Genomic DNA, 12,394 nt, shown 5'->3' with positions numbered 1-12,394 from the left:
GCCGGGACGGTCAACCGGCCTGCCGGGTGCCGGCGAGGCGGGCGCCGAGGCGGCGGACCGTCTCGGCGGCGGCGATGGCGTCGCTGCGGGCGCTGCCGTGCCGGCCGTCGCTGCTGTAGATCGACGGGTCCGCGGTCAGCGGGTGGTCGGTGAGCCGGACGTGCAGGGTGCCGAGCCGCTCCGCGAGCGCGCCGGTGTGGGCGGAGAGCCGGCGCATCCGCTCGGCCAGGCCGGCGCGGTGCCGCTGCGGGACCGCCGGGCTGTGCGACACGTCGAACATCCCGACGGTGATCACGTCCGCCCCGGCGGCCCGCAGCGCCTCGACCATCGCGGTCAGCTCGGCGTCCACCGCGTCGGCGTCGTAGGCCGGGGCGAAGGCGTCGTTGCCGCCGCAGACCACCAGCGCCAGGTCGGGGTGGAAGGCGAGCGCCGGGGCGAGCTGGGTGGCGCGTACCTCGTGCGCCCGCAGCCCGCGCCGCCCCAGGTTCAGGTACGCCAGCTCGGGCCGGACGGCCCGCAGCTCGGCGGCGATCCGGTCCGCCCACTGCACGTCCGGGTAGCCGTCGACCGGCTCGCAGAGCCCCTCGGCCACGCTGTCACCCAGCACCGCGAAGCGGCGCCACGGATGCCCGCGCAGCAGCGCCGCGCTCTCTCCGGGGCGCAGGCACCACGGGTCCGTCGCCTCGGTCAACGTCGATGGCATGGGGGTACGCTAATCGACCCCGCCGGCCGCGGGCAGCGGCCCGACGGGCAGGCCGCCCTCCGCCGGGTGGACCCTCGCGCCGGCCCACGGCAGGACCACCGCCGCGGGCATGATGGGCGGCGGAAGGGGGCGGCCGATGGTGCAGGTGGCGGTCTGCGGGCCGGCGGACGCGACGGCGACCGAGCTGGCGTACGCCCGCCGGGTGGGGGAGCTGCTCGCCGAGCGGGGCGTGACGGTGCTCTGCGGCGCCGGCGGCGGGGTGATGGCCGCCGTCGCCGCCGGCGCCCGCTCCCGGGCCGGCCTGGTGATCGGCGTACGCCCGGACGACGGCACCGAGCCCGGTCCGGCCGACTGTTCCGCGGTACTGGTCACCAACATGGGCCAGGCCCGCAACGCGATCCTGGTGTGGAGCGCCGACGCGGTGATCGCCGTCGGCGGTTCCTGGGGCACGCTCAGCGAGGTGGCGCTGGGCCTGCGCCGCGGCCGCATCCCGGTGGTGGTGCTCGGCGGCTGGCTGATCCGCGACGCCGACGGCCGGCCGGTGCCCGGTCCGGTGCACGTAGCCACGCCGGAGGAGGCGGTCGCCGCGGCCCTGCCGGCCTGACGCCGGCCGAGCCGGCCGGCGCACGCCGCCCCGGTGCGGCGGACCACGGCCAGCGGCACCGGTCGGCCCGGCGCGGGTCGGCGGCTCCCGCCGGGGTGCGGTGGGCGGCGGTGGGCATGGCGGGCGGCTCGGCGGGTAGGCCGCTCTTCCTGGCCGGCGGGCGAGAGGGGGCGGGCGGGATGAGCGGTGCCTGGCCGGACCGGCCGGACGACCGGCTGGTGCCCGTGCACGCCTCGGACCGGATCTGGAACGGGGTCACCACGGCGGCCGGGCGGACGTTCGTCTGCTACCCGAACGCCGACGGGCCGGGGACCGCGGTGGCCGAGCTGCGGGCCGACCGGACGGCTGTGCCGTACCCGGACCCGGCCTGGAACGCCGTCCGCGACGACCACGACCCGGACGGCGCCTTCGTCACCGTGAACAGCCTGCGGACCGGGCCGGACGGGCTGCTCTGGCTCGTCGACAGCGGCGCCCCCGGGTTCGGCGCGCCGCCCGTGCCGGGCGGCCCCCGCCTGCTCGCCGTCGACCTCGCCACCGACCGGATCACCCGCGCGTACGACCTGACCGCGGTGACCCGGCCGACCAGTTTCCTCGACGACGTCCGGTTCCACGGCCCGACCGCCTATCTCACCGACGCCGGCGCGCCCGCCCTGGTCGTGCTCGACCTGCCCAGCGGCCGGGCCCGGCGGGTGCTGGACGGGCACTGGAGCACCACCGCCGGCCGACCGATGAGCGCAGACGGCAGCGCGCTGCGCGACCCGGACGGCGGCGAGGTGCGGCTGCACGCCGACCAGTTGGAGGTCTCGCCCGACGGAGCCCACCTGTACTTCCAGCCGGCCTGCGGCCCGCTCGCCCGGGTCGCCACCCGCTGGCTGGACGACCCGGACGTCCCGCCCGACACCCTCGCCGGCGCCGTCGAGCGCTGGTTGGACACGCCGAGCACCGGCGGCACCGCCGTCGACGCCGACGGCGTGATCTACCTCAGCGACGTGGATCGGCGCCGGATCCTGCGGATCACCCCGGACCGGCGGGTGGAGCCGCTGGTCGCCGACCCGCGCCTGGCCTTCGCCGACGCGCTCTGGCTCGACGGCGGCGGCGACCTGCTGATCCCGGTGACCCAGCTGCACCGCACCGCCGGTCTGGGCGGCGGCCGGGACCGCGTCGAGCGGCCGCTGCGGATCTACCGGCTGCCCGTCGGCGCCCGGCCGGCCCCCAACGACCACCGCTGAGCGGGCCCGGTCGCCCCGGTCAGGACGGAGTGGTCGGCTGCCCGGCCTGGTACGCGGCCGCCAGCCGCTTCGGGGCGCAGGCGTACCACGCCTCGACCACCAGTTCGGTCAGCTCCTCGACGTCGAGCTGGTCGAGCCGTGCCAGGATCACCGGGTAGCCGTCGAAGTGCGGGGTGGTGAAGTAGACGGCCGGGTCGTCGGCGAGCAGCGCCTCCTTGGCCCCCAGGTCGGGCACGTACGCGCCGAGCACCGGGCCGTCCGGCGCGGCCGGACCGAGCGCCTCGCGGTCGGCCTTGCGCAGCGGGCGGTCGAAGACGAAGGACTTCTTGCGCACCCGCCACGCCGGCGCCCCGTTGTACGACGGGTGTTCGCTGGTCTCCGGCAGGCCCAGCGCGATGCGGCGGACGTCGTCCCAGGTGGCCACGCCCCGACGATACGCGCCGTGCGCCGCCGGTGGGTGGCCGTGCGGTCAGCCCGCCCGCCGCCCGGCTCGGGCCGTCGGGCAGCGTCCGGGCGATCACGGGCGCGAACCCCCACCACCTGCTGCTCGACCGGAGCGGGGATCAGGGGGTGGTGGGGGCGGGGGCCGGCTCGGGGCGCAGGGCGCCGCAGAGGGGGAGCAGGGTCACCAGCAGGCAGGCGGCGGCCATCGCCAGCAGGGCCGGGCCGAGGCCGAACGCGGCCACCGACCAGCCGCCGAGCAGCGCGCCGACCGGCAGCCCCACGAAGCCCAGCGACCCGGCCAGCCCGATCACCCGGGTCTGCAACTCCGCCGGCACCCGCTCGTAGAGCGCCACGCCCAGCAGCGGGTTCACCGCGGCGATGCCGATGCCGGACAGGAAGGTCACCACCAGCACCACCGGCAGTTCCTCGCTGAGCGCCAGCGCCACCAGCCGGGGGGTGCCGCTGAGCAGCGCCCCGGCCACGAAGGTCAGGTACCGGGGCAGCCGGGGCCCGAGCACGGTGAACAGCAGGTTGCCCAGCAGGGCGCCGGCCGAGAAGGCGCCGAGCACCAGGCCCAGCCCGGCCGGGTTGCCCAGCACGTCGGCCACCCAGAGCGGGATGTAGACGGCGATGCTGGCGTTCGCCACCATGTTCAGCGCGGCGATCACCAGCAGCATGCTCAGCAGCGTGCGGTCCCGGCCCAGGTAGCGGAACCCGCCGGCGAGCGCCCGCAGGTAGCCCTCCGGCTGGGCCGGCGTCGCGCTGGCCGCCGGCGGGCGGACCAGGGCGCCGATCAGCAGCGCGCAGACGCCGAACGTCGCCGCGTCGATCAGGATCGCCCCGGTCACCCCGAACCACCAGACCAGCAGGCCGCCGGCGGCCGCCCCGAAGAGGGTGACCAGCCGGCCCAGCCCGTCGTAGACCGAGGTCAGCCGGATCAGCCGCACCCCGGCGGCCTCCGCGGCGGGCCGGAACAGCACGTGCTTGACCCGGTCACCGATGCCGCGCAGCCCGCCGACCACGGCCACCAGCGCCACCAGGGCGCCGAAGCCGAGCCACGGGGTGAGCGCCACCGCGACCATCAGCGCCGCGCTGGCCAGGTCGGCCAGGATCGAGGTGCGGCGCAGCCCGATCCGGTCCGCCCACGGCGTGGCCAGCGCGCTGGAGAGCAGGTACGGCAGCGTCTCGGCGAACGCCACCAGGCCCATCTTCGCCGGGCTGCCGGTGGTCTCCAGCACCAGCCAGGGGATGGCCACCACCGAGATCCGGCTGCCCAGGTTGGAGATCAGATCGGCGGTGACCAGGGTGACCAGTTCCCGCCGGGGGGTCACGCCGGGCTGCCGATCGCGGCGTGCGGGTGGGCCGCGGCGTACCGGGCACGCAGCGCCCACTTGTCCACCTTGGCCGAGCGGTTGAGCGGCAGCCGGTCGACGAACTCGACAGCTCCGGGCGCCCAGGTGTCGCTGAGCGCGGTGGTCACCAGGTCGATCAGCTCGGCGGCGGTCACCGTCGCGCCGGGCGCCGGCACCACGAAGGCGTACGGCAGCTCGCCCGCGACCTCGTCGGGAACGCCGATCACGGCGGCGGCCCGCACCTGCGGGTGCCCGGCCAGCACGTCCTCGATCGGGCGGGAGTAGATCGGCCAGCTGCGCTGCCGGCTGAGGATCCGGTCCTGCAACCGGTCGACCAGGTAGAGGTAGCCGTCGGTGTCCAGGTGCCCGATGTCGCGGGTGCGTACCCAGCCGTCGACCAGCGTGTCGGCGGTCAGCTCCGGTTGACAGTGGTAGCCGGCGAAGCGCAGCTCGGTGTGTACCCACACCTCACCGTCGACGCCCGGCGGCAGCACCGTGCCGTCCTCGGCGCGGATCTCCACCCGCACGTCCCCGTACGGCCGGCCGCAGGAGCGCAGCCGCTCCGGGTGCGCCGGGTCGTCGGTCAGCCGGGGCAGCGCGGTGACCACCACCGCCTCGCTCAGCCCGTACACGATGCGCAGCACCGGGCCGAAGCGGGCGATCGCCTGCCGCAGCCGGGCCGGCGCGGCGGGCCCGGCGCCCACGTTGAACATGAACATCGCGGAGAAGTCCGCGCCGTCCAGCGCCGGATGGTCCAGCACCTCGTAGAGCATCGGCGGGGTGACGAAGGTGGAGTTGATCCGCTCCCGCTGCACCGTGTCGATGAACCGCGCCGGGTCCCAGCCGTCGCGCAGGACCAGCACGCCACCGGTGAACAGGTTGAACAGGGTGGTGATCTGGCCACTGGCGAGCCACATCGGGGAGTGCGACAGGTGCCGCAGCAGCGGGAAGCTGGCGGCGCGGAAGTCCGCCGCCAGGGTGAGGATCTGCGCGTAGAAGCTCTCCCGGTGGTGCACCAGCTTCGGGCTGCCGGTGGTGCCGCTGGTCTGCAGGAACGACTCCGGCGCCGGCACCTCGCCCGGCACCTCGCCGGGACCGGGCGGGTCACCGACCGCGGCGGTGAGGTCGGGGCCGGCGCCGCCGGGACCGAGGCAGAAGACCGGCACGCCGGGCAGCGCGGCGGCCAGTTCCGGCCCGAGGCTGGCCGGGTCCCGCGCGTCGTAGAGGAAGGCGTCGGGGCGGGCCAGCCGGGCGAAGTCGGCGACCTCGTGCCGGGAGGTGACCGGCGCGACCCACATCGTCCGGCAGCCCAGCAGGTGCAGGGCGAGCTGCACCAGCGGCCCCTCGACCGGGTTGCCGAGCGCGACCAGCACCGCCGCCCCCGGCCGTACGCCGTGCGCGCGCAGCGTGCCGGCCAGCCCGCACACCTCGGCGTGCACGTCGGCGTAGCTGAGCCGGCGGTCACCGCCGACCAGCGCCGCCCGCTCGCCCCAGCCGGCGAAGAGCGCCAGCGCCCGGTGCACGTAGCTGGTCCGTTGCCCGTCAGTCATCGGCAGTCCCCATCCGGTCCGGCGGTGCCCGGGCAGCCCCCGGGGCACGGCGCGGCGGTGGCGCGCGGCCGGCGACCACCTCGCCGCCGCCTGTGAGCGTAGGGTGTTCCCGCCGTCGGCGGAGAGTGGCCGAACGGCGCTCCGCGCGGGGCTGGCGGACATTTGATCGCGTCGATCAGGTTGATTGACGCCCATCTTCGGCGGCGGCTAGTTTCCGGTCCATCGTCCAGCCGGTGACCGTCCCTGACGGCCCTGGGCTGCCACCACGATGGAGGTTCAATGGCGACTCCGAAGAGATGGCACGTGACAGTTTCCGCCGCCGCGCTGCTGGTCGCGGGCACCCCCGCCGTGGTCGCCAGCGCCGGCCCGGGGTCGACCTCCGGGGCGCGCGGCGACCGCGCCGTCTGGGCGGGCAGCTGGGCCGCCGCGGTGACCCGGGGCAACGCCACCGGCCTGACCAACACCGGGCTGAACAACCAGAGCGTGCGGATGGTGGTGCACACCTCGGTCGGCGGTCCCCGGCTGCGGGTGCGGTTGAGCAACGTCTACGGCGAGCAGGCGGTCCGGGTCGGCCGGGCCACCATCGCCCGACCGAACACCGCCACCGCCGACGACCACTCCGACATCGACCCGGCGAGCCTGCGCGAGCTGCGCTTCAACGGCGCCGCCTCGGCCACCATGAACCGCGGCGCGGAACTGCTCAGCGACCCGGTCGACTTCCCGGTCGGCGACCAGCAGGACCTGGTGCTGACCGTGCACTTCCCGACCCCGACCGGCCCGGTGACCTTCCACGGCCAGTCCCGGCAGACCAACTTCATCGGCGCCACCGACCTGACCTCCGCCGCCGACGGCGCGGGCTTCACCATCCGGCCGAACTGCTGCTGGTTCTTCCTCTCCGGCATCGACGTGCAGCGCCGGCACTCGCCGGGCTCCGTGGTGGTGCTCGGCGACTCGATCGGCGACGGCAACGGCAGCACCGTCAACGCCAACAGGCGCTGGCCCGACCTGCTCGCCGACCGGCTGATCGACGCCCGGCCGGACGTGCGCACCCCGGGCGTGCTCAACCTGAGCCTGGCCGGCAACCGGCTCAACCACGAGGGGCCGGAGCCCGGCGCGGGCGGCTTCCCCGGCTACCACGAGCTGGGGCCGAACGCGGTCAGCCGGCTCGACGAGGACGTCTTCGCCCAGACCGATGCCCGCACCGTGGTCACCCACCTGGGCATCAACGACATCTGGATGTCCGGCGACTCCGCCGAGCAGGTCATCGCCGCGCTGCGGCAGATCAACCAGCAGGTCAAGGCGCGCGGCCTGCGCAGCCTGGTGGCCACCCTGACGCCGTACGAGGGGCACGGCAACCCGGGGGTGTGGACGCCGGAGAAGGAGGCCACCCGGCAGGCGGTGAACGCCTGGCTGCGCGCCGGCGACGAGTTCGACGGGCTGCTCGACTTCGACCGGGTGTTGCGCGACCCGGCCCAGCCCAGCCGGCTGCTGCCCGCGTACGACTCCGGTGACCACATCCACCCGAACGACGCCGGCAACCAGGCGATGGCCGACGCCGTGCCGCTGCGCCTGCTCGGCCTGTGACATCGGGCGCGGGCGGCGGCCCACCCGCCGCCCGCGCCACCGTTTCCGGGGGGGAGACCGACGTGGACGTCACGCAGTTGCTGACCCGGCTCTACAGCGACGAGGGCCGGCAGGACCCGTACCCCTGCTACGCCGGGCTGCACGAGCTGGGGCCGGTCAGCCCGGTGCCGGCGCGGGCCGAGCACCGCACGGTGGCCGCCGTCGCCGTCGGCTACGACCTGGTCAGCCAGGTGCTGCGCGACCCGGAGTGGTACAAGCAGGCCCCGCCCGGCTGGCGAGAGCAGGAGGTGCTGCGCACCCTGCAGACCTCGATGATGTTCGTCAACCCGCCCGACCACACCCGGATGCGCGCGGTCTTCGCGAAGACCTTCACCCCGCGCCGGCTGGGCGCCCTCGAACCGGTGGTGGTCCGGGTGGTCGACGAGTTGCTGGACCGGATGGCCGACGCCGGGGCGGCCGGGTTCGACTTCGTCGCGGAGTTCGCGTACCCGATGCCGGCCCGGGTGATGGCCGAGTTCATCGGCATCCCCGCCGGGGAGCTGGACTTCTACCGGCAGCGGGTGGAGCGCATCGACGACTTCCTGGACGTCGCGGGCAAGACCCCGCAGCGGCTGGCCGCCGCCAACGCCGCCGCCGCCGAACTGCGCGCCTTCTACGCCGGGCTGATCGCGCACCGGCGCCGCCGCCCCGGCGGGGACCTGATCAGCGCCCTGGTCGAGGCGGTCGACGCGGGCGACGTCCCGCTCACCGAGGACGAGCTGGTCAGCAACCTGATCGTGCTGTTCAACGCCGCGTTCGTGACCACCGTCTACATGCTCAGCAACGGCCTGCCGCTGCTGCTGTCCCACCCCGAGGTGGCCGCCGCGCTGCCCGGCGACGACGCGCTGACCCGCGGCGCCGTCGACGAGATCCTCCGGCTGGAGGCGCCGGTGCACTTCCTGGCCCGGGCCGCGCCCCGGGACACCGTGCTCGGCGGGGTGCCGGTCGAGCGGGACCAGAACGTGCTGCTGGTGATCGCCGCCGCCAACCGCGACCCGGCCCGGTTTGCCGACCCGGACCGGTTCGACCCGCGCCGGCCCGGCCCGCCGTCGCTCGCCTTCGGCGTCGGGCTGCACTTCTGCCTCGGCGCCGCCGTGTCCCGGCTGGAGGGTCGGCTCGCGCTGCCCCGGCTGCTGCGCCGCTTCCCCCGGCTCGCGGTCGCCGAGCGGCCGATCTACAGCGGTAGCCTCTTCCTGCGCGGCATCGACAAGCTGCTGCTGCACACCGGCGGGCGGGAGGCCGCATGAGCGAGCGGATCACCCGGCCCGGCGCGGCGCGCCGGCACGGCGCACGCCGCGGCGCCGGCATGAGCGAGCGAACCGCCCGGCTCGACGCGACGGCGCTCCGGGTCGGCCCGGCGCGCGACGGAGGTGCGGCATGAGCCTGCACCCGCAGGTGGCCACGTACCGGGCGGCCCGCGCCGCGGCCGGCACGCCACCGCTGTACACCCAGACGCTGGCCGAGGCCCGCGCCGCCGACCTGGCCGCGATCCGGGCCGGCGGCGGCGCTGTCGAGCCGGTGCACGAGGTACGCGACACGCACGTCCCCGGCCCGGCCGGCGACCTGCCGGTACGCGTGTACCGGCCGGCAGGGTCCGGCCCGCTGCCCACCCTGGTCTACTTCTTCGGCGGCGGCTGGACGCTGGGCAGCATCGACACCGCCGACGGCATCTGCCGGCGGCTGGCCAACGCGGTGCCCTGCCAGGTGGTCACCGTCGGCTACCGGCTCGCCCCGGAGCACCCCTTCCCGGCCGCGGTGCACGACTGCCACGCGGCCAGCCGGTGGCTCGCCGCGCACCCCGAGCAGTTCGACCTGGACCCGGCGCGGGTCGCGGTCGGCGGCGACAGCGCCGGCGGCAACCTCGCCGCCGCGGTCACCCTGCTGGCCCGGGACCGGGGCGGGCCCCGGCTCGCCGCGCAACTGCTGGTCTACCCGAACACCGACCAGACCGCGACGGCCGCCGGCGACGACGACCCGCTGCTGTTCAACCGCCACTCGGTGGCCTGGTACCGCCGGCACTACCTGCCCGACCCGGCCGCCGCCCGCGACCCGCTGGCCTCACCGCTGCTCGCGCCGGACCTCACCGGCCTGCCGCCCGCCCTGGTCGTCACCGCCGAGCACGATCCGCTGCGCGAGCAGGGCGAGCGGTACGCGCACCGGCTGCGCGCCGCCGGGGTGCCGACCACGCTCACCCGCTACCCCGGGATGATCCACGGTTTCTTCGCCATGCCCGGCGTCTTCGACGACGGCCGGTGCGCCCAGGACGAGGCCGCCGCGTTCCTGCGCGGGCGGTTCGGGTTGACCGGCACCGACCGGGACACGGTGCCGGCGGGAAGGGGGACCGACGATGGCTGAGGACGTGCTGCCGAAGCCGGCCCGGCCGGTGGGGGAGCCACCCGCGCCGGCCTGCCTGGCCGACTACGCGGAGCGGGCCCGGGCGGTGCTCCCGCCGGAGGTGTGGGACTACATCGACGGCGGCAGCGGCGCCGAGATCACCCTCGCCGCCAACCGGCGCGCGCTGGACCGGGTGGCGGTGCTGCCCCGGGTGCTGCGCGGGGTGCCGACCCCGCGCACCGAGACCCGCCTGCTCGGCGCGCCGTCCGCGCTGCCGATGGCGGTGGCGCCGATCGCGTACCAGCGACTGGTGCACCCGGACGGGGAAGTGGCGCTGGCCGCCGCCGCGGCCGCGGCCGGCGTGCCGTACGTGGCGAGCACCCTGGGCAGCGTGCCGATCGAGCAGGTCGCCAAGGCCGGTGGGTCGGTCTGGTTCCAGCTCTACTGGCTGCGCGATCGGGGTCTGGTCACCGACCTGCTGGACCGGGCGCACGCGGCCGGCTGCACGGCGCTCACGGTCACCGTGGACGTGCCGATCCTCGGCCGGCGGCTGCGCGACGTGCGCAACGCGTTCGCCGTACCGCCGCACGTGGTGGCGGCCAACCTGCCGGCCGGGCGGGACGACCTGGCGCACACCGCCATGCCAGGCGTCTCGGCTATCGCCGCGCACACCGACGCGGTCTTCGCGCCCGCGCTGAGCTGGGACGACCTGGACTGGCTGCGCGGGCGCACCGCGCTGCCGCTGGTGGTCAAGGGCATCCTCGACCCGCGTGACGCCGTCCTCGCGGTCTCCGCCGGCGCCGACGCGGTGGTGGTCTCCAACCACGGCGGCCGGCAACTGGACGGCGCGCCGGCCACCGCCGCCGTGCTGCCCGAGGTGGTCGCGGCCGTCGCCGACCGGTGCGAGGTGCTGATGGACAGCGGCGTGCTCGGCGGGACCGACGTGCTGCGCGCCCTGGCGCTGGGCGCCAACGGGGTGCTGGTCGGCCGGCCGATGCTCTGGGCGCTGGCCGCGGGCGGCCAGGCCGCGGCGGAGGCGGCGCTGACCCTGCTCGCCGACGAGTTCCGCGACGCGCTGGCGCTGACCGGCTGCGCCGACCCGGCGGCCGCCCGCGAGCTGCGCACCCGGACGGTGGACTGAGCGTGGCCGCGCCGGCGGAGCTGAGCGGGGCCGACCGGAGCACGGCCGACCGGAGCACAGCCGACCTGAGCACAGCCGACCTGAGCACGGCCGACCTGCATCCGGCGGTCGACGACCCGGCGCTGAACTCGATGAACTTCCTCAACGAGGTGGCCCAGCACTACCCGGACGCGGTGTCGCTGGCCGCCGGCCGGCCGTACGAGGAGTTCTTCGACGTCGCCGCGCTGCACCGGTACCTGGACACGTTCCGCCGCCACCTCGCCGACGACCTCGGTCTCACCCCCGCCCAGGTGCACCGCACCCTGTTCCAGTACGGCCGCACCAAGGGCGTCGTGCACCACCTGGTGGCCCGCAACCTGGCCGTGGACGAGGGGGTCGACGTCGACCCGGAGGCGATCGTGGTGACGGTCGGCTGCCAGGAGGCGATGTTCCTGGTGCTGCGGGCGCTGCGCGCCGGCCCCGACGACGTGCTGCTCGCCGTCGCGCCCACCTACGTCGGGCTGACCGGCGCGGCTCGGCTGCTCGACCTGCCGGTGCGCCCGGTGGCCGGCGGGCCGGCCGGGGTGGACCTGGCCGATCTGCGCGCCCAGGTGCGCCGGGCCCGGGCCGACGGGCTGCGCCCGCGGGCCTGCTACCTGATGCCGGACTTCGCCAACCCGTCCGGGACGAGCCTGGGCCTGGCCGACCGGCGGCGGCTGCTCGCCCTGGCCGAGGCGGAGGACCTGCTGCTGCTGGAGGACAACCCGTACGGCCTCTTCCCGGCCGGGGACGCCCAGCGGGTGCCCACGCTCAAGGCGCTGGACACCGGGCGGCGGGTGGTCTATCTGGGGTCGTTCGCCAAGACCGTGCTGCCCGGCGCGCGGGTCGGCTACGTCGTCGCCGACCAGCGGGTGGCCGGCGCGGACGGCAGGGTCGGGCCGCTCGCCGACCAGCTCGCGAAGATCAAGAGCATGGTCACCGTGAACACCTCGGCGATCGCCCAGGCGGTGGTCGGCGGGGCGCTGCTGGAGCACGGGTGCAGCCTGGTCGCGGCGACGGCGCGCGAGCGGGCCGCGTACACCCGGAACCTGCGGCACCTGGTCGCCGGGCTGGCCCGGCGGTTCCCGGCGGACGCCGCGCCGGTGCGCTGGAGCGTGCCGGCCGGCGGGTTCTTCGTGGTGGTGACCGTGCCGTTCCCGGTCGACGACGCGCTGCTGCACCGTTCGGCCCGCGAGTACGGGCTGCTCTGGACGCCGATGGCGCACTTCTACGACGCCGGCACCCCGGTGGCCGCGCTGCGGCTGTCGGTCAGCGCGGTGACCCCGGCCGAGATCGACCTCGGCCTGGACCGGCTGGCCGCCCTGGTCACCGACGAGCTGGCCCGCCGCGGCACGTCCGACCGGGTGGCCTGACACAACGCGTTCACCGCATGGCA

At 76.1% G+C, this 12,394-nt stretch carries 12 protein-coding genes; 8 read left to right on the top strand and 4 right to left on the bottom strand.

Features of this window, described 5'->3' with window-relative positions:
- Positions 1 to 10: 10 nt before the first annotated feature.
- A complete protein-coding gene (locus tag SM577_RS18270; RefSeq protein WP_474587480.1) occupies positions 11 to 703 on the bottom strand; it encodes an SGNH/GDSL hydrolase family protein in 693 nt (230 codons plus the stop codon).
- A 136-nt stretch (positions 704 to 839) separates the two neighbouring features.
- On the opposite strand from SM577_RS18270, the gene SM577_RS18265 reads away from it, so the two are divergent.
- Complete coding sequence (locus SM577_RS18265) at positions 840 to 1,307, top strand: SLOG cluster 4 domain-containing protein (RefSeq protein ID WP_474587479.1); 468 nt, start codon at positions 840 to 842, stop codon at positions 1,305 to 1,307.
- A gap of 179 nt (positions 1,308 to 1,486) precedes the next feature.
- Positions 1,487 to 2,536 carry an L-dopachrome tautomerase-related protein gene (locus tag SM577_RS18260; RefSeq protein ID WP_474587478.1) on the top strand — a complete coding sequence of 350 codons (1,050 nt, stop codon included), beginning with the start codon at positions 1,487 to 1,489 and terminating at the stop codon, positions 2,534 to 2,536.
- Positions 2,537 to 2,555: 19 nt separating this feature from the next.
- Here SM577_RS18260 and SM577_RS18255 read toward each other — a convergent pair whose 3' ends face one another.
- From SM577_RS18255 to SM577_RS18245, 3 genes are all read right to left on the bottom strand, one after another.
- Complete coding sequence (locus SM577_RS18255) at positions 2,556 to 2,960, bottom strand: MmcQ/YjbR family DNA-binding protein (RefSeq protein ID WP_302922251.1); 405 nt, start codon at positions 2,958 to 2,960, stop codon at positions 2,556 to 2,558.
- Between the two features lie 139 nt (positions 2,961 to 3,099).
- On the bottom strand, positions 3,100 to 4,311 hold the full coding sequence (locus tag SM577_RS18250) for an MFS transporter (protein WP_474587477.1): 1,212 nt from the start codon (positions 4,309 to 4,311) through the stop codon (positions 3,100 to 3,102).
- Positions 4,308 to 5,882 (bottom strand): class I adenylate-forming enzyme family protein, encoded by a 1,575-nt coding sequence (locus tag SM577_RS18245; protein ID WP_474587476.1) that lies wholly within the window; start codon positions 5,880 to 5,882, stop codon positions 4,308 to 4,310. The genes SM577_RS18250 and SM577_RS18245 overlap by 4 nt, the downstream gene beginning before the upstream one ends.
- A 279-nt stretch (positions 5,883 to 6,161) precedes the next feature.
- On the opposite strand from SM577_RS18245, the gene SM577_RS18240 reads away from it, so the two are divergent.
- The 6 genes from SM577_RS18240 to SM577_RS18215 all read left to right on the top strand — a co-directional run bounded on the left by SM577_RS18240 (position 6,162) and on the right by SM577_RS18215 (position 12,371).
- A complete protein-coding gene (locus tag SM577_RS18240) occupies positions 6,162 to 7,466 on the top strand; it encodes an SGNH/GDSL hydrolase family protein (protein ID WP_302922254.1) in 1,305 nt (434 codons plus the stop codon).
- Positions 7,467 to 7,528: 62 nt separating this feature from the next.
- The gene (locus SM577_RS18235) at positions 7,529 to 8,752 is read left to right on the top strand and encodes a cytochrome P450 (RefSeq protein ID WP_302922255.1); all 1,224 of its coding nucleotides are present in this window, start codon (positions 7,529 to 7,531) and stop codon (positions 8,750 to 8,752) included.
- A complete protein-coding gene (locus SM577_RS18230) occupies positions 8,749 to 8,886 on the top strand; it encodes a hypothetical protein (protein WP_474580706.1) in 138 nt (45 codons plus the stop codon). The genes SM577_RS18235 and SM577_RS18230 overlap by 4 nt, the downstream gene beginning before the upstream one ends.
- Positions 8,883 to 9,860, top strand: a complete 978-nt coding sequence (locus SM577_RS18225; RefSeq protein ID WP_474587475.1) for an alpha/beta hydrolase — start codon at positions 8,883 to 8,885, stop codon at positions 9,858 to 9,860. Before SM577_RS18230 ends, SM577_RS18225 begins: the two co-directional genes overlap by 4 nt.
- A complete protein-coding gene (locus SM577_RS18220; RefSeq protein ID WP_474587474.1) occupies positions 9,853 to 10,980 on the top strand; it encodes an alpha-hydroxy acid oxidase in 1,128 nt (375 codons plus the stop codon). Before SM577_RS18225 ends, SM577_RS18220 begins: the two co-directional genes overlap by 8 nt.
- Positions 10,929 to 12,371 (top strand): aminotransferase class I/II-fold pyridoxal phosphate-dependent enzyme, encoded by a 1,443-nt coding sequence (locus tag SM577_RS18215; protein WP_474587571.1) that lies wholly within the window; start codon positions 10,929 to 10,931, stop codon positions 12,369 to 12,371. Before SM577_RS18220 ends, SM577_RS18215 begins: the two co-directional genes overlap by 52 nt.
- The last annotated feature ends 23 nt before the right edge of the window (positions 12,372 to 12,394 follow it).

The sequence above is a fragment of the Micromonospora desertarenae genome (assembly GCF_056150265.1).
The sequence above is the reverse complement of the archived record's forward strand: the minus strand, read 5'-3'. Positions and strand labels throughout refer to the sequence as shown.